14 protein-coding genes are annotated in these 20,083 nt (G+C 45.9%); 5 read left to right on the top strand and 9 right to left on the bottom strand.

Annotation, left to right across the window (positions count from 1 at the left end; all coding sequences use genetic code 11):
* Positions 1-70: 70 nt before the first annotated feature.
* Positions 71-1,963 carry a methyl-accepting chemotaxis protein gene (locus PK654_RS03335; RefSeq protein ID WP_271697657.1) on the top strand — a complete coding sequence of 631 codons (1,893 nt, stop codon included), beginning with the start codon at positions 71-73 and terminating at the stop codon, positions 1,961-1,963.
* A gap of 75 nt (positions 1,964-2,038) precedes the next feature.
* On the opposite strand, the gene PK654_RS03330 is transcribed toward PK654_RS03335, so the two are convergent.
* Positions 2,039-3,271 carry an adenosylhomocysteinase gene (locus PK654_RS03330; protein WP_271697656.1) on the bottom strand — a complete coding sequence of 411 codons (1,233 nt, stop codon included), beginning with the start codon at positions 3,269-3,271 and terminating at the stop codon, positions 2,039-2,041.
* 293 nt (positions 3,272-3,564) lie between these two features.
* Here PK654_RS03330 and PK654_RS03325 point away from each other — a divergent pair, with 293 nt between their 5' ends.
* Together PK654_RS03325 and PK654_RS03320 are read left to right on the top strand one after the other, a co-directional pair.
* Positions 3,565-4,455, top strand: a complete 891-nt coding sequence (locus PK654_RS03325; RefSeq protein ID WP_271697655.1) for a LysR family transcriptional regulator — start codon at positions 3,565-3,567, stop codon at positions 4,453-4,455.
* A gap of 241 nt (positions 4,456-4,696) precedes the next feature.
* Positions 4,697-5,293, top strand: coding sequence for a TMEM165/GDT1 family protein (locus PK654_RS03320; RefSeq protein ID WP_271697653.1), 597 nt, complete (start codon positions 4,697-4,699; stop codon positions 5,291-5,293).
* A gap of 69 nt (positions 5,294-5,362) precedes the next feature.
* On the opposite strand, the gene PK654_RS03315 is transcribed toward PK654_RS03320, so the two are convergent.
* From PK654_RS03315 to PK654_RS03295, 5 genes are all read right to left on the bottom strand, one after another.
* On the bottom strand, positions 5,363-6,859 hold the full coding sequence (locus tag PK654_RS03315) for a hypothetical protein (protein ID WP_271697651.1): 1,497 nt from the start codon (positions 6,857-6,859) through the stop codon (positions 5,363-5,365).
* Positions 6,860-7,134: 275 nt separating this feature from the next.
* Positions 7,135-7,749, bottom strand: coding sequence for a TetR/AcrR family transcriptional regulator (locus PK654_RS03310; RefSeq protein ID WP_271697650.1), 615 nt, complete (start codon positions 7,747-7,749; stop codon positions 7,135-7,137).
* 41 nt (positions 7,750-7,790) lie between these two features.
* Positions 7,791-10,157 carry an alpha-galactosidase gene (locus PK654_RS03305; RefSeq protein WP_271697648.1) on the bottom strand — a complete coding sequence of 789 codons (2,367 nt, stop codon included), beginning with the start codon at positions 10,155-10,157 and terminating at the stop codon, positions 7,791-7,793.
* 4 nt (positions 10,158-10,161) lie between these two features.
* On the bottom strand, positions 10,162-11,580 hold the full coding sequence (locus PK654_RS03300; RefSeq protein ID WP_271697647.1) for an MFS transporter: 1,419 nt from the start codon (positions 11,578-11,580) through the stop codon (positions 10,162-10,164).
* 11 nt (positions 11,581-11,591) lie between these two features.
* Entirely contained in the window at positions 11,592-12,554 is a 963-nt protein-coding gene (locus tag PK654_RS03295) for an alpha/beta fold hydrolase (protein ID WP_271697646.1), read from the bottom strand.
* Positions 12,555-12,689: 135 nt separating this feature from the next.
* Here PK654_RS03295 and PK654_RS03290 point away from each other — a divergent pair, with 135 nt between their 5' ends.
* Positions 12,690-14,141, top strand: a complete 1,452-nt coding sequence (locus PK654_RS03290; RefSeq protein WP_271697644.1) for a DUF6937 domain-containing protein — start codon at positions 12,690-12,692, stop codon at positions 14,139-14,141.
* 32 nt (positions 14,142-14,173) lie between these two features.
* Here PK654_RS03290 and PK654_RS03285 read toward each other — a convergent pair whose 3' ends face one another.
* From PK654_RS03285 to PK654_RS03275, 3 genes are all read right to left on the bottom strand, one after another.
* A complete protein-coding gene (locus tag PK654_RS03285; protein ID WP_271697643.1) occupies positions 14,174-15,850 on the bottom strand; it encodes a methyl-accepting chemotaxis protein in 1,677 nt (558 codons plus the stop codon).
* Positions 15,851-15,890: 40 nt separating this feature from the next.
* On the bottom strand, positions 15,891-16,787 hold the full coding sequence (locus PK654_RS03280; protein ID WP_271697642.1) for a type IV pili methyl-accepting chemotaxis transducer N-terminal domain-containing protein: 897 nt from the start codon (positions 16,785-16,787) through the stop codon (positions 15,891-15,893).
* A gap of 244 nt (positions 16,788-17,031) precedes the next feature.
* On the bottom strand, positions 17,032-18,585 hold the full coding sequence (locus tag PK654_RS03275) for a methyl-accepting chemotaxis protein (RefSeq protein WP_271697641.1): 1,554 nt from the start codon (positions 18,583-18,585) through the stop codon (positions 17,032-17,034).
* Positions 18,586-18,872: 287 nt separating this feature from the next.
* Between PK654_RS03275 and PK654_RS03270 the strand changes: the two genes are divergently transcribed.
* Positions 18,873-20,072 (top strand): HD-GYP domain-containing protein, encoded by a 1,200-nt coding sequence (locus PK654_RS03270; RefSeq protein WP_271697640.1) that lies wholly within the window; start codon positions 18,873-18,875, stop codon positions 20,070-20,072.
* Positions 20,073-20,083 lie beyond the last annotated feature (11 nt).

Raw genomic sequence — 20,083 nt, 5'->3', positions numbered from 1 at the left:
CAGGCTGGTAACTATCTGCTTTTTCTTGAGTTTGTCAATTATGCTATTTGGCTATTTTTAGGGAAGTACTATGAAACATCTTGGATTTAAACAGACTTTATTGCTGTCTATACTGCTGCTGACAACACTCTCTGTAGGTACGGTAAGCTACTTTTTTTATCAACAAAGCAGAGACTCTCTTACGGCTGAAATTGACTCCTCCACCCGTATGTACCTTCACCAGCGAGCTATAGAACTGCAAAATTACTTAAACGACAAAGTTCAGGCCGTCGCTAATCTTGGCAGATTATACAGTAAGCAGGATATCAGCGGAGATTTTACTCAACTAACCCACCGCTATGCAGCGGCAGTCAATACGCAAAGTTTTGTTATCGGGCTGGATAGCGGTAAAGGTTATTGGAACCAGACGTCCGACAACTGGCCAAACCATGTATTTAAAGGTGATGTCCGCAGCCAAAGCTGGTATCAGCTAGCAATGCAAAACAGCGGGGTTGCCGTTACCGATCCCTATGGTGATAACCCTAAATGGATGAGTATCGTTCATAAAATCAAAAACGGTATGATCGCAGCCGATTTTGAGCTTACCTTCTTTAACGAGCTAGTGAACACCTCTGATGATATTGAAGGTTCCATGGCCCTGATTATCTCGCAGGACTCGACCATTTTGGCAACCTCATCTCCGGCAATGAAACTGGATACTAAGCTGCGATCGTATTCCGGCTTTGGCAGCCTGCTTGCAGAATCAGTGAATTACAAAGAGTATAAGGTTGATTACCATATCGACGGTAAAGATAAGGTGCTCTACTCAAAGCAGTTTTCTATAGGCGGAAAAAATTGGTATTACCTGATTTCTCTCGATAAAAAGGTGGTGTTCGGCCAGCTTGAAAAGATGAAGAGTAACGCTATGTTACTGACCGCCGGTTTTACCCTTTTAAGTGTTATCGCCGCTTTTTTTATTATTCAGTTTTTGTTCAGGCCGGTTGTTGCTTTGCGGGATACCATTCAGGAGTTATCTAAAGGCAACGGCGACCTTACACAACGCCTTGAGGTCAACTCGAAGGATGAGCTGGGGCAGATTGCCGGAGGCGTTAACGGCTTTATCAGCCACCTGCAACAGCTTATGCTGGAAATAGAAGCTGCCACTATAAAACTTGAGCAGGACGTTACAGCACTGACAGGACAGACACAAAGCAATGCCGAGATCCTCAATCAACATGTTGTTGAAACTGAACAGATAGTCGCTGCCATTGAGGAGATGAACTCTACCGCAGAGACTGTCGCTCACCATGCAGCAGAAACGGCACAGTTCACCTCAGAAGCGGCAACCATGGGTGGAGAATCACTGCAGGTAGTAGGCGATGCCCAGTCCAAAGTGACTTCACTGCAAAGTGAAGTAGAGACCACAGCGAACAGCCTGCACCAGATGAGTGAAGAGACCAAAGGGATCAGCTCAATTCTTAATGTCATTGGTGAAATTGCCGAGCAAACCAATCTTTTGGCACTCAATGCCGCTATTGAAGCAGCAAGAGCCGGTGAACAGGGACGAGGCTTTGCTGTGGTCGCCGATGAGGTAAGAGCCCTTGCCAGCCGGACCCAGACCAGCACAGGTGAAATAGAACATGCTCTGGACAGCCTTCTGGCGGGCAGTAAGTCGGTAACTGATTCCATGGATATCACCAAAGAGACCTGCGACCAGACCTTCAAAAGCACAGAGACCGTTGGAGAACGCATTGACGGCCTGACCAATCATGTTGCTGAAATAAACGACCTCAGTACTCAGATTGCCACCGCGGCAGAAGAACAAAGCAGCGTTACTCAGGAAGTAAGCCGCAATATGTCTTCAATTAACGAGATGGTTAGCCAGCTTCATGTAAATGGCCAGGAAACTCAGACACAAACAGAAAGTATCGCAGTAATCAATAATCAGATCAGCAGCTTAGTAGGCAAGTTCCGCCTGAAATAACGCTTACCTCTCCCCGGCAGCCATCCCAAAAGGAGTTGGGTATGGCTGCCACTCTATGCTATCAATATGTCCGGATTAGTGATTAATCCAATGCTCACAGGCCAGCCCGGCTACCATCATCTCAATATCGAAAGGAACCGGCTGAGGCTGCTTAGTCAGAGACTGAGCATTAAGGGCGATTCTTTCCAGACTCAGGGTCTGTAGCGCAAGACCAAGATCCATAATCTCAATCGGGTTGCCGTCTCCTGCAGACAAGTTGACCAAATTGGCATCCGACAAAACAAATAGCTGCTTATCTTGTCCGGCAAAGGGATAGACAGTAACGTGAGGACGGATTTTCTCAGGTTCGCTACACAATTCAGCCAACTCCGGCAGGTTGATTTCACGCTGGAAATGCCCGGCATTGGCGATAATGGTTTTATCGCGCATCAACTCAAAGTGCTCTTTACGCAATGTATTATCTCGTCCGGTAATGGTCACTACCATATCGGCATCCGGCAGAGCCTCTTCAAGAGTTGAGGTATAAAAACCTTCCATATGCGCCTCTAAACGTGTCAGTACATTACTCTCAACCACGGTAACATGAGCCCCCATTCCACGCAGACGCTGGGCGGTGCCGGAACCACAGTAACCGTAACCGATTACCACCACCTTTTTGCCGTGCAGCATAACGTTGGTGGCACGCATAATTCCGTCGACCACTGAAGAGCCGACACCAAAGCGGTTTTCGATAATTCTCTTGGATAGAGTGTCGTTAATGATCAGCGTGCTCCACTGATCTGAGTTGAAATCCTCTCTCAGACGGTTAGCTCCGGTCGTCGTCTCCTCTGTTGCCCCGATTAACGACTGCTGCAAATGAGTAAACTCAGGGTTGGTAAATACCAGTTCATGCAGATCGGCACCATTATCGGCGATAATATCCGGATTAAAGCTCAGCACATTCTGACAATAGCGCATATGGTCTTCAAAGCTCTCATCGCGACGGGAGAAAACATGTACCCCGTAATCCTTCACCAGTGCCGCCGCGGTTTCATCCTGTGTAGAGCCGGGAGATCCCGTCAGAACCACCTTGGCACCACCTTTAGTCAGTGCCTCCATCCAGACACCTGTCTTAGCTTCTACGTGCAGGCAGATCCCTATGGTTAGTCCGGCAAAAGGTTTCTCCTTCTCCAGCCTTTCTGTCAGGCTGCGCATAATTGGCATATGGGCTCTCGCCCAGTCGATACGTTTGGTCCCTTCCAGCGCTAAGCTAATATCAGCCACATCATATGAGCCGCTTTCCGGAGAGTTGAAAGGTGTTTGTGTCATGGTTATTTCCTCTGCAAGGGTTTTCTGTTGCAGAAAGAATGCGTCAGGTGAGAGCAGGGAAAAACAGAGATAATCGCAAAGAGTGTTTCCCCACAAAAACGATAATGTGATTTATCTCTAAGCAAGGAGTCTATTACTTTGATTTATCTGGCTTCGAATAAGCACGGCTAAAAAGGGGCACATTATGCACACAAAAGAACAAAGTGTTTCCTGAAAAGAACAATCATGGAGTCTGCCTCGCATACTGGCTGAATCAGTGCGGTATAATCGGTGCCTATGCTGGAGGAGGAATTATGAAGAACCTTAACCTGAACCTGTTGGTCACCTTCTATACCGTAGTGAAGTACAACTCTTTTTCACAGGCTGCAGACGAGCTTGTTCTGTCTAAATCTGTGGTCAGTAAACAGATCAGGCAGCTGGAAAATGAACTTCAGTGTACCCTTATCCAGCGCACAACCCGAAGCCTTTCGCTGACTGAGCAGGGGCGCTATCTCTACCAAAGTTACGCCAGAATTATCGACGATATTAAGCATTGTCACGACGTTCTTGACCAGAGTAACGAAACCCTGAGCGGTACCCTGAAAATCCGCCTGCCTATTGTACTGGAACACGATATTGATTTGATGACCAGAGTAAGCCGTTTTGCCCGGCATTATCCGCATCTGGAGCTAGAAGTCACCTATGGCTACACCCTCGAAGATCTGCTCAAGGATGATATTGATGTCGCCTTTCATATCGGCGCTATCCCCGACAGCAGCTACAAATGCCGCAAGATAAAAGACTTAGGCACTCAGGTAGTTGCTTCTCCCGGCTATATCGCCACTCACGGGGAACCCAAACAGCCTTCTGAGCTGAAACAGCACCGCTGTATGAACTACCGCAGTTGTTTAACCAAAGATAAATGGCAGTTTAACTTTTCCGATAATTCTCAGGAGTTTATTGAACTGAAATCTACCATCCGATCCGACTCTGAATCTATGCTGATTGAGATGGCCCGCAACGATGTTGGTATCTCCTGCGCTCTCGACTTTCTGGTTGAGGAGTATATAGCGCGTGGTGAACTGGTCAGCCTGTTAGAGGAATATACCTGGTCGACAGAGCTTTATGTTGTCTATCCAAGTACAACGGTTTCTCCCCATAAAGTCAAAACCTTTATTGATCACTTGCTAAATAGCGAGAAATAAACTGTACAAAACTACACCGTAACAAAAATTAACCAGAGGCACGGAGCAAATACACTCTGTGCCTGACTGGATGCAAGTTTTTGCATTGACCTCAGGCCAGTCTGTTTTCGCAGAAAAGCATCTATCTTGATGACGACTTGAGCATACAAGTCCTGTTACACAATCTACTACCCCTGCATTAGTAAAAAATGATACGCTTCGCGTCCTGAAATTTTTTACTGCTAATTATTAATACAGAGCCATGACCCTTTTCACTGAACTATTTTCATCAACCCTGCCGGTTTTTGCCGCCATATTTCTGGCTGAGATGGGAGATAAAAGTCAGTTAGTCTGTATGGCATTAGCATCCAGGCACAAAACCCGTCCTGTTGCATTCGGTGCTATCGCTGCATTCGGTCTACTTAACCTGTTTGCTGTCACTCTGGGTAGCAACCTATCTCAACTGGTACCCCAACAGTGGGTTACTCTTGCAGCAGCGATACTGTTTATTGTATTCAGTTTGCATTCACTATTCGCAAACCATGAAGAAGAGAGTGCTGGTGATCTTTCCCAACCGATCAAAAAGAGAGGAATTCTGCTCACCACTTTTATAATGATTTTTTTGGCTGAGCTAGGCGATAAAACCCAACTTGCGGTATTCACTATGAGTAGCACCTATTCACCGGTATCGGTTTGGATTGGCTCAACATTGGCGTTGACGGCGACTTCATTACTGGGAATTTACGCTGGCAGGAAATGGCTGGCTAAAGTCAATATTCAGTTGTTACACAAAATCAGCGGCCTGTTTTTTATCGGGCTGGCTTTAGTTTTGCTATCAAAGATCAGCTTTATAGCCTGACCGGAAAAAGTAAGGCCACCAAAATGGCAGCCTTATCCAACTAACAAACCGTTCAGATGATTCCGTCTTTTAATCTATCAGCTTAGTCAGATCACCGTTGTACTCAACGAAGAAGCCAAAGCCAAAGGCGTCAAAGTTATTGTCCTTACCAATTTTCAGCAGATAACTCATACCTTCTCCCTGATAACCGTTTTTGCCGTAGATAATGTCCAGGTTGACTTCGGTGTAATCCTCTTTCGGCGTTTTCAGACGATCTTTCAGGGACAGTTCAGCTAAGTCTGTATCGTGGGCACTGGCAATAACACCCTGAACCCTCCAACCCGGCAGATTAAAGCCATCAAGGTTATAGCCTCCGACAGCAAAATAGGTGCGTTGACCGGCCCGGTCAAACGGGTTAAGTATGGCAACATCCCCCCATACAGCTGTGCCGCCGCCAGCACTGGAATTATCTTGTGTATCAAAGCCGGCAAAGCTTTCATCACCAATCTGGGTTATCCCGGTCAGAATGTCGAAGTTACCATGTTCAACACCGATAGCTGCTTCCCAGACATCGGTTTTATGGTCACTGTTAACCCCTTTACCCTTTTCAAATCCATACTTCACCATGTACTTAATACGGTGTTTCGCATCTTCTGAGGCTTCTCCCCAGCCTAATAGTGAATAAGGAATACCTGAGTAAATTTCGATAATACCGTTACTCAGATAATCTTCAGCGTAAGAGAGTGATGCGCTACTGGTGAAATAGTCGGTAACCGTATGAAAACCAATGTTATAAATCTCATCGTAACTACCGTCCAGATAATCACCTTTGAAGTTGTCTTTCAGGTCATCCTTAAAATCAACGGTTCCCTCGTTGTACTCACTGCTGAAACCGGTGAAGTAGTTAAACCATGGGTTAACCGAACCCCATGACCATTTGTAGTGCCCCTGAACAGAAGCCCCCTGATATACCTGATGCATACCGTAATAAATCTCATCGGGACGGTGCAGCAGATCATAAATAGTCGGGGTAAAGCGACCCGCGACCAACTGAACATGAGCATCTTCTTCCCCCACTTTCAGTCGTAGGTTCGCATTGCCGATTTTTCCGATAAAATTTTCATCGGCATCACGCATATAGTAGTAAGGGTTGTCAGCTCGTTGCGGAATCGTCTGCTGACCAACCACAGGTAAAGTGGCCGTTGCCGTTACAATATTCTCACCAGTCTGATCAAAGATACCAGCTCCCTGTGTCTCCAGCTCTATGGCGAAATGATCAAGTAACCAGCCCGAATGCCAGTTTACCCAGACGGAGGTTCCCGAATCTTTAATACTCATATCTCTTTTTACCTGAGCATCAACAGAGTCTGGTAGCAATCCCGAAATAGGTGCCAGATTAGAGTTCAGAGCCAATAACTCTTGTTTCTTAATCGGAATATTTGCCGTACTTTCACCGGAGATATCGTAGTAGTTTACTTTCCACTTCAAATCTACCGAAGAATCCTGAAAAAACTGTTCGACAGAAGCAAAAGCACTCTGATGTATTAATAATGTAGTTGCGAGAGCAAGAGGCGTTTTTCTAATCATGGTCATAGGTCCTGATTGTTATTTTCATCACAACGAAACGTTGCATTCCTTTTTAGTAAACATGAATCACATTTATATTATTACTTATCGTCATGTACAAAAAGTGAATGAGGTTCACATTAAGAAAGCAACCCTATCAAATACATGAATCAGTTTCACATTATGTGAGCTAGCTACAGATTTCTGTTAAAGAAGAAAGTTATTCAGCAATGAAAAAGGCCTGTTTTCACAGGCCTTAAAGGTAAGATAATCAATGAAGTAGGCTAGAACTACACTTAAAAGTAATCCTGAATTGAACGGCTGATATTCTGAATATAAATATCCCGGTAGTCAGCGACACTCTGCTCACCTTCCTGAAAGCAGATCTGCATAACGGAGCCAAACTGTACGCTCATTAACAGAATAAACTTCTTCAGTTTCTCTCTGTCTTTCGGTTCTGCTACCTGAATTAGCTTCTTATAAATTCTGTCTGTATTTACCTGGCAATCAATCATTGCCAGCTTGTTCAGTTTGGGATCAATAGACTCAAACCAGATTTGACGAAGAGCTGACTCCCTGACATGCAACTGATGAATATCATCAAAGTTTCTCGCCAGCATCACTGCCATAGAATCGACACTTTCAAGATGGGCAAGGTTGTCATCCAGAATGGTATGAATTTGTTCCATGTAATGTTCAGCTAAAGCAATAATAATGGACTGTTTATTTTTGAAGTACTGATAGATTGATCCAGGAGAAGTATTTGCTCTGTGGGCAACTTCAGACACTTTCAGGTTATTAATACCTTTCTCCTCTATAAGTTCTTTCACCACTTGCAGAATAGCCGATACCCGCTCCTTGCTCCGCGCCTGGCTGGGGTTTCTTCGATTTGTTACCTGAGATAAGTCCATATTTGTAATGCTTCTTTTCCGGCTGTCTGAAAACACGTATTCTACTCCCTTGATTGATCTTGGCAAAGCTGCAAAAGATACATTCGTGAACCGTAATCTCCCATAAACCTCACACTCTCAGTTAACTCTGTACCCAGAAACTGGCTCTTCAGCGGTAAACCAAAACTGGCCAGTTGATCTCCGAATAAGCGGTACTCCTCCTGAGTGACGGGGTGTAAAACATGATTCGCGACCACACCGTGCAACACGCCCCTGTCTTTAATACGGATAGGAATATGCTCATTAATCAGGCTGCCGAACTGACGGATATTCTGGAACTGCTCCCTCGACTGAATAAGGTACTCGCACTCCGCATTAAGCATTGGCAGGCGAACCCGTTCAAGCTCACCATTACATGGCTGTTGTGCCTGAAACAGTCCCATTAAGGCTTCGGTCTGTTCAGCATTTATTACTAACCAACCTTCTCCCTGCGGAGTTTCAAGCCGGTAAAACCGGCCAAACTGAAGTAGCTTCCGGTGCTTCTTATAGAAAGCCACCTGCCGTGCAATGACCTGCTGTTCAAACTTGGTCAGTTTAGTCAGATCCAACTGATAACCCAGATTGGCAAAAGCCGCCACATTAAAACGAGTTTCGATAGGGATCTGACGAAGTGCCTGATGAGAAGGACGTCCGGAAACATGAGCACTCATGGTGGAAGGCGGCATAAAATATGAAAAGCCCTTCTGAATCGCTACCCGTGCATGGGCATCAGTGTTATCACTGATCCATGTCTGAGGCATAAAGTAACTCATACCCAAATCAAACCGGTTACCACCACTTGAGCAGTTTTCAAACAAAATATCCGGAAAACTCTGCTGAAGACGAAACAATAAGCGATACAAACCAAGAACATAGCTGTGATAGAGGCTGTGTTGCTGATCCCTGCCCCGAGCCGGTGCATAGACATCACTCAGGTTTCGGTTGTGATCCCATTTAACATAACTGGCCTTAGTGCGGCGGAACAGGTCACTCAATTGTTGATACAGGTAATCGACAACCTCCGGATTGGAGAGATCAAGAACCAGCTGATTACGTCCAAGAGAGGCGACCCGTCCCGGAACTGTCATCGCCCATTCAGGGTGCTGTTTATACAACTGGCTAACAGGAGAGATCATTTCCGGCTCAACCCAGATACCAAACTCCAGCCCTTGCTGACGGATTTTATTTGCCAGCCTTTCTACTCCACCAGTTAGTTTAGTTGCGTGATCGAACCAATCCCCCAGACTGCTACTGTCATCATCCCGCTTGCCAAACCAACCATCATCCAGAACAAATAGCTCAACACCCAGATTCTTCGCCTTACGGGCAAGGGTCTGTAACTTACTGCTATCGAAATCAAAGTAAGTTGCCTCCCAGTTGTTTACCTGAACAGGTCTTGGACACTCTTTCCAGCGCGGCTGAACAACATGATGGTTTACACAATGATGTAAATTACGGCTCATTGCGTTCAGTCCGGAGCCACTGTAAGTCATTACCGCCTCTGGTGCCGAGAAGCACTCCCCCGGTTTAAGCGGCCAGTTGAAATCAAAATCGGAGATGCCCATACTCACTCTTAGTTGCTCGTACGGGGAGCGTTCTAGCTGGGTTTTAAAATTGCCGCTGTATAGCAGGCCAAAGCCGTAACAGCTTCCGTGAAACTCATCGCATTGTTGTGAAACAAGCGCCAGATAAGGGGCATGCTGACTACTACTGACTCCGCGCTTGCTATCCAGAACCAGTAAACCTTTACTGACAGGCTCGCGCTGCACATCACCTTCTGCTATCCATTTTCCGGTAAGGTGCACAACCTCGTGCGCCTGCTGTAAATCCAGATCCAGATTAAAGCTCATCGCCTTGTTCAGCGTCACGTCTGTATCACTTTCATTGTGTACTTCAATGCGACGGCTAATAACATTTGAATCAGAAAAACAGGTGTAATGCAGATCCAGATAAATATCGTGAACCGCCTCCTTCAGGCGGATAATCAGGCTGATATCACCATCTTCTGTGCTATGTGTGGCGGGTAGCCCCTCTGGTTGCGGTTTCTCATCAAGGATTTTATGGGAGTGATAAAGAAAATCGGACACCGTACTGCCGTCAGAACTGAAAGTCAGATGCAGACTGGCATCACGATAATCTCCTTTACCGTTAGTGCTTACCTCAAGCTTCTGAGTCTCTAATGTATAACGGGGATCCTGCTGAGAATATGCCGTTGTTGAACCCAGTAAAGCCTGATACTGGTGATCCAGAACATCCAGATTGCTACGGTGAGACAGCCTTTCGCCGAAGTAAAGATTTAGCAGATGACCAAAATCCGACACCTTCAGAATGTAGCTTGTGGATTCAGTCTGAAGATGAAACAGCTTATTATTGTCGCAGTAATGAATCATCCCTTCACAATGGCTCCGTTAGTAGTTGTTTATCAGTCGCCCCCAGCTCAGAGCTTTCACTCTGAATCATGGATTTCACTTCCTGCTCATCATACTTACGCATAATAAATACCCCACAGAAAGCCAGACAGCCGGCTACCGCCGCAGAGATAGTAACCCCCGTTATGGTGGGCTCCGGTGAGTCGCTACCGGCAAAAGAACCAATAATGATAATGGAAGGGAATAACAGGGCAGTAAATGAAGTGGCCGCTTTATAGGCAAACATATTAGCGCCAAAGAACATCGCCTCACGGTATTGACCCGTCCGCGCTCCGTCAGCCAGCGCCAGATCGGCCACAATTACGTTAGGAATGATGCCCATAATCGCTAACGGAAACGGCATAATCGCCAGTAAACACCAGCCAAAAAGCTCGGGATCAGGAACCGAGGTACATAAAGTAAAGGCGGATAACAACACGCCCTGAATTAATAACGCCAGCCGGAATAGAGATTTTTTAGAATAACTACGGGACAACCGAACCACCACGGGATACAGGGCAAAACTGGCGGCAAAGAGTAGTATCATTACCAGAGAGGCCGTCGACTCCTCTAGCCCCATTAACATGGTGACATAGTAGATTGCACCGACTTCCAGAAAGAAGCGGGCCATAAATGCCAAGCCGTTACTAATAGTAAAGTTTCTGAAGTTACGGCATTTCATCGCCCCTTTAAGGGACGCCAGCATATTCTCATTCTGGTTTATATGTCCGCGACAATCTCTCTTCTCATCAATAATCAGAATCGGTATCAGCATGGCAGCAATACCAAGAACGGAAAAGAGAGAAACGGATAACTGAATAGCCTCCACAGCTGTGTAGCCCATTGACTGCAATGTATCCTTGATTACCCAGATAGTCTGTCCCAGTGCAAAAGCCAGTGCCCACGACACTGAACAGAAGGTTGAAATCATCACTCGCTGATGATCACTTCTGCCAAGCTCTGGGATCAGGGACATATAGGGCACGACATACATGGTGACATTTACTGTCACGATAACGCAGCAAACCACCAGCCAGAGAATATTGAGTGGTGATGCTGTATCTGAAGGTGGAAAGAATATTGCAGCCGACATCAGGCCGGTCGGAACAAAGCTCAGCATCATAAAGAAACGCCTACGTCCAAAACGGCTGGTTGAGCGGTCGCTGAGGCTGGCAATTATCGGATCCGTTACTGCATCAAGTATCCTGTTTAGGGCATACACTAACCCGACAACCGTGACTCCCATAAATACCGGAGAACGACTGATAAATTCCGGAATAGCACTACCCGCTTCTGTCGCAGGCGGATAGTAAAAGTAGGTAATCAGTATGGTGTAAGAGAAAGTAGCCAGACACCAGCCAAAATTTCCCAGCGAAAAGAGCATTAGTTTCCATTTAGAGTTCATCTTATTGTCCTTTATCCGTTGCTCTTTTTCTTGTCATAGGTTTCTGAAGCAGAAGCCTCTGCAATGCCCGACAGTTCAAGCCATCGATAAATATCCTGATAAACCTCTGTGCGGTTTTGCTCTAAAAGCAGCTCATGCCTTGCTTCAGGGTAGAGTTTGACAACAACACTGTTCAGCCCGGCGCGACTAAGGGCACTTGTAAGCGCCTCTGCTCCTTTCCCCATTCGGGAAACAGGGTCGGCATCACCGGAAGCAACGAGGACAGGCAGCTCCTGAGGAATAAGTTTCAGATGAGATAGTTTACTTGACCATGCCAGTGCAGACATAAAATCAACCCAGAATTGAGCAGAGCTACGTCCTCCACAGAAAGGATCCCGGATGTATTTATCTACCTCTGAATCAACCCGGTTTAACCAGTCATACCGGGTTCTCGGCTTAGAAACCCTTAGATTAAAACTGCCGAAGCTCAGTAGTTCCATCAGCCATGAAGGGTGCCTCTTGCCGAACAGTGTCACTTGAGCGGAAGCAATTGCTGACGCCAGCCTGAACAGAGGAGGTTGCCGGTAATCAGAGCCACACAAAATCAGGCCGGACAGTTTTTTTCCGTGCAGAATGGCGTAATGGCGGGCAGCAAAAGAACCCATGCTGTGACCAAGCAGCACTACCGGGCAGGCGTATTGCTCAAGGGAAAAGTCGACCACATTGTCCAGATCACCGAGTAGCTTTATCCAGCCCTGTTCATCATCAAAATGCCCAAGGTGAGAAGTCTCTTCCCCATGGCCTCTGTGGTTCAGTCCCAGTACAACAATATCTTTACTGTTGCAGAACTGAGCAAAAGGATCATACCTGTCGATATGCTCTCCCATTCCATGGCTCAGTACCACCACCAGACGCGGTTGTTGATGCCTGATGCGCCAATGTCGCAGGGCAATCTCTCTGCCAAAACTACCGGCGATCTTCTCTATTGTCTTCATAGCACACTGTCCGAACTTTTGTGAATACACACTCATTTTTAAATGTGAATATAATTCACCTTTTGACTTTCCTGCAACCTCTCTCGCACAATAATGTGAATCGAATTCACATTATTAATACGCAAGGTAGTGACTATGGATCGTTCCAGTACTGTTTTTGGTAATCCGCAAAAGAGTTCAACAATAAACAAAGCAGTAAAAACCAAGGCCAGATACAGAAAAAAGTTTGGCGACGACAGCCTGATAAACTATCCGCTCTCCGCTAAAGCCAACCCGACGCTCCATTCTCACCTTGGAATTGAGAACATAACTATAGAAAACGACAGTTCACATCAGTGGAATCCAAAAGGGATTCTTGTCGGTAATATCCGCATGGGATATGGCCACTACCGCATCTCAATGGCTATCGCCTCTGTTGCTCATCATCTGGGTTACCAGCCTTACTGGTTTGATCTCAATGCTTATCAGGAAACTACCGGCGGTAAAGTCATTGCTCACCTGAACAAGCTCTACTCCCTCGGTTCCCGCCTATCGCAGAAAATCCCTCTGTTTAATAAGCTCTATTGGGAAAAACTCAACAGCGAAGGCTTCCGTAAACTCAGTTATAACGCCGTGGACCAAAAGGTCGCTGAGCTAATGACACCTGTTTATGGCAACCTGCCAAAAGAGATGCCATTTATCGCCACTCATACCTGGCCGGCTCAGGCTGCGGTTCATGCCGGACTGAAAAATGTTATCAATATTGTTCCGGATAACTGGCCTATGGCGCTGCATCTGGCCGAAGGAGCAACACATCTGGTGCAGACACCATCAAGTTATTTCGGCTACCGTATGCTAAAAGGAATGAGTGATAACAAGAAAAACGCTCCAATGCCTGCCGCAGATATTCATTGCGCCGGCCATTTTATCGATCATGAGTTACTAGCAGATCTTGCCGAAGACTGCCGTAAACGTGTCAGCAGGGCAAATGGTCATGAATCCATCAGAGTTCTTCTGACCGTTGGTGGTGCCGGAGCTCAGTTTGGCATCTATAAACAGATCATTTGCCAGATGATGCCTCTGGTTAAAGAGAACAAAGTCTGCCTGTTGATCAATGTTGGTGACTACAAAGAGATCTGGCAGTCATTGTGTAAAGAGATACCGGAGCTGGAACAAGTCTCAAACTGCTTTGATAATAATTGGCAGGGAACGGAAGAGTTTGCCGAAATGGCACGGGACAGTGACATCAGCGGTATTTACGCCTTCCATAATCAGGATATTTACAGTGCGGTATACACTACCAATCTGTTAATGCGGGCAACGGACATTATGGTGACAAAACCAAGTGAACTGGCATTCTATCCAGTCCCCAAGCTGTTGATTAAGCGCGTCGGTGGTCATGAAGCCTATGGAGCTTTAAGGGCTTCAGAGCTGGGCGACGGCACTATTGAGTTCGAGACCGTTGAAGAGGTTGTGCAGATGCTTCATCTGATGCTCGATGACCCGAGCATAGTGGAACAGATGTGCAAAAGCATTCTTGATGCCCAGTCCATCGGTATCTACGACGGTGCTTATAATGCTGTAAAAATGGCAGTTAGCGACCAATAGCGACTATAACTATTGGCCTGAATACTCAGATATCACACCTTAAACTGCTGGAGCTTTCCTGACAGGTGCTGGCTGATTTCATCCAGTGACTGGCAGGTCGCCAGTGTTCTCGATAGCTGAATTGAGGTGTGATTAGAGAGCTCATGTACCTGAGAGATTCTCTGGTTCAATTGTTCTGTCACGCCTCTCTGCTCATTAGCGGAGCCGGTGATCTGGGCATTCATATCAATCACTGTATGCATGGCATTGGTGATAGCACTGAGAGCTTCACTCGCCTGATTTGAGCCTTCAAGAGTTTCATTGCTGACCTCTCTGCTTGACTCCATAACGGTTACTGCTTTATCCGTCATTGAGAGCATTTCATCTATGATATCCCGGATATCAGATGTGCTGCTCTCTACCTTAGCTGCTAGTGCTCGTACTTCATCTGCAACTACGGCAAAACCACGACCGTGCTCTCCGGCTCTTGCTGCTTCAATGGCGGCATTAAGTGCCAGCAGGTTGGTCTGCTCAGAAACGGACTGAATCACGTCCACCACAGAATTTACCGATGTCGATTTATCACTAAGCTGGCCGATAACCTGCACCGCATTTTCTACTTCATCCACCAGGTGAGTAACCGAGTTGACCGCTTCACCAACCACTTTCTGACCAGACTGAGTATGTTGATTCACCTCAAGTGACGCTCCCTCTGCCAGATTGGCATTCTCAGCCACATCCTGCGAGGTGGCATTCATCTCACTCACCGCGGTAGCGATTTGTTCAACTTCACTCTGCTGACTTCGCATTGCCTGATCGCCTTCCTGCATTGCCATCAGCGTTTCACCGGATAAACGGCGAAGCTGCTCCGTTGACTCAGAAATATCCTCTATCAGATGCTGTATCCTGCTGACAAACTGGTTAAACGCCATAGCGATTAATGCCATTTCATCCTTACCGGATACTTCCAGCCTCTGGGTCAGGTCCCCTTCCCCTTCACCGATGTTTTTCATCAGCTTAACAGTTTTATTGATAGGGAGAACAATCACTTTAACAATAATAAAAGTGATGATCAGGGCAGAAAATGCCAAGGCAACCAGGGAGTAAACTATTAGCTTTTCCTGCCAGATGATATTCTGAGATGACTGATGAGCCAGAGCCTGTATCGACTCACTGCTGGCGCTGCTCGACTCACTAATATCCACCTGAAGCTTCAGGTAGCTGTTCAGGGCATCAACCTGACTGGCTTCACTACCAATTCGCTCAGCAAACTTATCCAGCGCTTCTGAAGAAGCCATAATGTTGAGCAAAGCCTCCCGTTTAAGGCGCTCGTCAATATCGCCGACTTCGTCGCTTACTTCCTCAAGAATCGCCAGAGCTTCTTCGTCATATACCTCTTCCGATAACTCATCAATGGTTTCCATCAGTTCACCTAATGTGGCACTGATATCTTCCACTTTTTTACTGATAAGTTTATTACGCTGATTGGCGGTTTTAATACCATCCACTATCTGTAGCATATCTGTATTGATATCAGCCAGTTGTTGACTGCCGCTGTTAGCGCCTTCACTGGCCAACTGAGCACTCTCGGCACTGTCTGTTGCACCAAGAACCACCTGCTCAAAGTCCTTAGTTAACGTAGAGAAGGAAAGCTTAGCGGCAATTCCCACACCGATAAGGGTGATAAACAGAAAGAGACCAATGGCTATCAGTTTTGTTCTTATCAGCATAAGCCCTCCTTGCTCTGGTTAGCTGTAACAATCACTTGCATTACTTCGCCGCTTCCGCCTCATAAAGCTGAACCGCCGCATTCATCTCCTTCAGCAGTGGTAAGTTAAGGCGTGCAATCTGCCCTACCTGCTCTGAACTCATTCCGGCACTACTATGGGCAGCCCCTTCTGCCACCAATGGCTGGAACTCCTGCCATAAGCCGTTAACCACATCTAATTGCTGGCGAATATGCTCCGGTTTAGTTCCGGGCAGATCCAACGTATCGTCACCATCTTTGAGGCCTTTCAGGGTACGATCGAACAGGGAGTAGGTTTCCAGCAGGTTCAGTTTGTTATCTTCGACCTGATAGCCCAAGGCAATCAAAAAGTACTCTTTGCTCATTTTCTGCGACAACATACGCTGCTTACCCGACAAGTTAAGGGTGGCAGCCAGCCCCGGTGCGGATTTCAGACCGGTTTTTTTCGCGTCTTTTTCATATAAACCTACCGCTTTGTTCATCTGCTTCAACAACGGCAGATTCTGTTTGGCAATGCTATCAAGCTGTTGTTCATTCACAGTTTTCGATGCAATGATCTGTTTCACTACCGGATAAAAGCCCGCCCAAATCTCATCCACTTTAGTTAACTGGCGCAAAATACGTTTGCTTTCTGTAGCAGGTAAACCAAGTGAGTTATCTCCGTCTCTCAATCCTTTCAGGGTTTTATCAAACAGAGACGAAGTGGCAGCCAGATTTTTAAGGTTGTTTTCTGCCTCAACCCCTAAAGCAACCAGTGCCACTTCCTTAGACATTTTCTGCGACAACATGCGTTGTTTACCGGAAAGGTTAAGTACCACACCATACTCGGCTGGCGTTGGTGCCGCGTAGGCTGTGGAAATAGTGACTCCCAGAAACGGGACTAAAAGACATAGTTTGCTGACAAAAGACATTATTTTCATAATCTAACCCTGACATTTGGTATATAAATTCCATTTTGAGTATAGAAGTCAGTCGGTTACTTGCATCGCAGATATGAAAAGAACTCCCTATGAAACAGCTAGCTGGTTCACATTTACAGGGATAAAAGGTGAGAAAACAAAACAACTCAGGAAAGAGACCTAAATTAGAGCTTGTAGTAAGTTGTTCCGGGCAAGACACAAGTGCCACTAAACGGTGGCACTTAAGTCTGATGGATAAGCAAAACTAGCTCTGAAACTGTTTTATCAGCCTTTGCAGGCCGTTAAGGTTAACGACCAACTCTTCTGTCCGGCTGACAGATTCACGGGATGAGCTAAGAGTATCGTTCGCCAGCACACGTATATTAGAGACATTACGGCTCACTTCCTGTGTCACGCTGGCCTGCTCTTCAACCGCTACCGCTATCTGGTGGCTATTGTCTGTTACTGCATTCAGTCTTGATGAGATGTTGTTCAGGACTTCTCCGGTTTCATTCGCTCTGGTTAAACACTGCTGCGATAAACTCTCTCCTTTACCCATGATTTCAACAGCATCACCAGCACTGCTTTGCAGCTCTGCAATCATCTGCTGAATCTCATCAGTAGAAGAACGTGTTTTGTTCGCCAGAGAACGAACTTCATCTGCCACTACGGCAAATCCGCGTCCTGCTTCGCCGGCTCGTGCCGCTTCGATAGCCGCATTGAGAGCCAACAAGTTGGTCTGTTCGGAGATATTGCCGATAACATCCAGAATACTCTCTATTTTCTGGCTGCTTTCTGACAACTGGTTAATGACACGTCCGGAGTTAACCAGCTCAACGGAAAGCTGATCAATTACCTCGATAGTTTCTGAAATACTGGCCAGTCCTTTTTCAGACTCCTGTTGAGCCTCATCGGTAACACTGGTGGCTGAGCTGGCGCTGTCGGCCACTTCTCTGATGGAGTGTGATAACTCTTCTACCGCCGTAGCAACCTGTTCAGTATTAGCGAACTGTTCTTCAAGACTCCGTTCAACCCCCTGCATCGACTTAAACTCTTTATCAGCAGAGGCTGCAATACACTCTGCTGTCTCCCCGGTTCTGCCGGCAACCGCTCTTAGCTCAGCCTTTTTCATTATCAGGGCTAACTCTACCGTTGAAAAATCATCAAAGTGGCCGGTGTAGATTTTTTCCATCAATGGATTCGAATAGCTCTGTTCAGCCAGTTGCCGGATATGTCTGAACCGACCCGCCTGCTTAACAGACACAAACAAAAGTGTCCCTCCGGATATAAGGCCGGCAACAGATAGATAGGAAGAAAGCGAAGGCATCATTATTGAGGCAGCAAAAGCCAGCAGCATAACAGCGCAAAGAATAAAGGAGAGTTTGAGATAAGGTATACGAAATGAACTGGCTTTCGATCCCGAGTTTAATTTCTGGTAAGTCTGTTCAGCCCTTTCAATTTGTTCTTTACTCGGCTTACTGCGTACCGATTGATACTCGGTGGTACTACCGTCTTGTGCCTTAATCGGGGTGACAAAGGCTGAGACCCAGTAATGTCCCCCCTCTTTACAACGGTTTTTTACCAACCCCATCCAGCTCTGACCGGATTTAAGGTACTGCCACATCTGAGCAAAAGCAGCTTTAGGCATTTCAGGATGACGGACCACATTATGTGGATTGCCCAGCAAATCCTCTTCTGTGAATTCAGATACATCACAAAAATGAGAATTAGCATAAGTGACTATACTGTCGGGATCCGTTGTGGAAATCAGGTTCAGGTGCTCTGAATAGTTTTTTCCATGCATATCAGTTTTGCTCATCTCTTCCTCCGTTGGCAAACCCAAGGCAAACAAGCTAACTGACAATTTTGTAATTATTATGACGCCAGTATATGTGGTTAAAATTAATACCACAAGGATATAAAAGTCATACATAATATTTCGCTACGTTATATTAGTAACATATTAATAACGCGAACTTTTAATTCTGAATACAAGATAAAAGCAGAAGAAAATGATGCTTAAACGATTAAGAGCCTCTGGATGCAAGACCAGAAATCGATTAAGATTTCAATTAGTACATCAATGTTTTCTAATAATGAATTTCTATGCATTATAAACAAGAAGAGTCGGTAAGAATCGCTATCGAGGACATCCAGTTTGGTATGTTCGTTACTGCGATCGAGAAAAACTCCCTTGTTGTACTAAGCAATCCAGGCAGAGTGACCCAGCAAAAAGGGGTCGATCAACTGATAGCAAGCGGTGTGAAGTTTATCTGGGTAGATAAAAAACTCTCCTCGAGAAAATGCACCATCACACCAGCGATGGAAAAACCAGTTGAGCAGGAATTAACTCCGCCACCTTCTACAAAAAGCCCTCTGCGTAAAAAGCCTAAAGATAAAAAATACCGGGCAGAGAAGCTGATCAACGAAGCAAAAGGGCTGGCTTCTAAGATTCTTCAGGATACCTTTGAAGGTAACCCTATTGATGTAGGCCGGTTAGATAGCTGGGCTGAAGATGTTATTGAGACGGTGCTAATCAACCCGGATGCGATTAAATTTGTTTCTGCTCTCAGAAATAAAGATACCTATCTATTGGAGCACTCAGTCAATGTAGCCTGCCTTCTGGTTACGTTCGGCGAATACCTCAAACTTGACAGAGAGATATTAAAGCAGCTAGCCATTGGCGGCATGTTGCATGATATCGGCAAAACAAAGGTTAAAAGTAAAGTACTCAACAAACCGGGGAAACTCTCTGCTGAAGAATTTGAACATATGAAGCTACATCAGGTTTACGCTTCTGAAATAATTCATCATGTACCCGGGATTACCGAGATAAGTAAAATGGTCTGTCTGATGCACCATGAAAAGCTGGATGGTAAGGGCTACCCACTGGGGTTAAGCGCAGAAGAAATTCCTCTCTATGGCCGGATGAGCAGTATTGTCGATATTTATGACGCCCTGACGGCAGAGCGCTGTTATAAAAGCGGCCTTAGCCCCTCTGATGCCTTTAAGATCCTTCTTAGCATGACGCCTAACCAACTGGATCAGGAACTGGTGTATAAGTTTATTAACTGTATCAGTATTTATCCGGTCGGCTCTCTGGTTCAGCTTAGTGACGGTAAAGTCGGGCTGGTTGAGACGGCGAATAAAAAACAGCCATTAAGCCCGGAAGTAAAATGCTTCTACTCCAATAAATATAACCGCTTTATTGAAGTAACTTCAGTACAGCTGAATCATTCTGATCTGACAATAGAACAAGCCATTGCTCCTGCTTCTCTGGGGATTGATATCTCTCAATATTATTAACTTAAACCAAA

It is taken from the genome of Vibrio sp. SCSIO 43137 (assembly GCF_028201475.1).
Classification (GTDB): domain Bacteria; phylum Pseudomonadota; class Gammaproteobacteria; order Enterobacterales; family Vibrionaceae; genus Vibrio.
Note: the sequence above shows the minus strand (reverse complement) of the source record. Positions and strands in the feature narration are given on the sequence as shown.

Bases quoted from the DNA above. Each gene is read 5' to 3' on its own strand.
- PK654_RS03335 (WP_271697657.1), top strand. From the start codon at position 71: ATGAAACATCTTGGATTTAAACAGACTTTATTGCTGTCTATACTGCTG.
- PK654_RS03330 (WP_271697656.1), bottom strand. From the start codon at position 3,271: ATGACACAAACACCTTTCAACTCTCCGGAAAGCGGCTCATATGATGTG.
- PK654_RS03325 (WP_271697655.1), top strand. From the start codon at position 3,565: ATGAAGAACCTTAACCTGAACCTGTTGGTCACCTTCTATACCGTAGTG.
- PK654_RS03320 (WP_271697653.1), top strand. From the start codon at position 4,697: ATGACCCTTTTCACTGAACTATTTTCATCAACCCTGCCGGTTTTTGCC.
- PK654_RS03315 (WP_271697651.1), bottom strand. From the start codon at position 6,859: ATGATTAGAAAAACGCCTCTTGCTCTCGCAACTACATTATTAATACAT.
- PK654_RS03310 (WP_271697650.1), bottom strand. From the start codon at position 7,749: ATGGACTTATCTCAGGTAACAAATCGAAGAAACCCCAGCCAGGCGCGG.
- PK654_RS03305 (WP_271697648.1), bottom strand. From the start codon at position 10,157: ATGATTCATTACTGCGACAATAATAAGCTGTTTCATCTTCAGACTGAA.
- PK654_RS03300 (WP_271697647.1), bottom strand. From the start codon at position 11,580: ATGAACTCTAAATGGAAACTAATGCTCTTTTCGCTGGGAAATTTTGGC.
- PK654_RS03295 (WP_271697646.1), bottom strand. From the start codon at position 12,554: ATGAAGACAATAGAGAAGATCGCCGGTAGTTTTGGCAGAGAGATTGCC.
- PK654_RS03290 (WP_271697644.1), top strand. From the start codon at position 12,690: ATGGATCGTTCCAGTACTGTTTTTGGTAATCCGCAAAAGAGTTCAACA.
- PK654_RS03285 (WP_271697643.1), bottom strand. From the start codon at position 15,850: ATGCTGATAAGAACAAAACTGATAGCCATTGGTCTCTTTCTGTTTATC.
- PK654_RS03280 (WP_271697642.1), bottom strand. From the start codon at position 16,787: ATGAAAATAATGTCTTTTGTCAGCAAACTATGTCTTTTAGTCCCGTTT.
- PK654_RS03275 (WP_271697641.1), bottom strand. From the start codon at position 18,585: ATGAGCAAAACTGATATGCATGGAAAAAACTATTCAGAGCACCTGAAC.
- PK654_RS03270 (WP_271697640.1), top strand. From the start codon at position 18,873: ATGCATTATAAACAAGAAGAGTCGGTAAGAATCGCTATCGAGGACATC.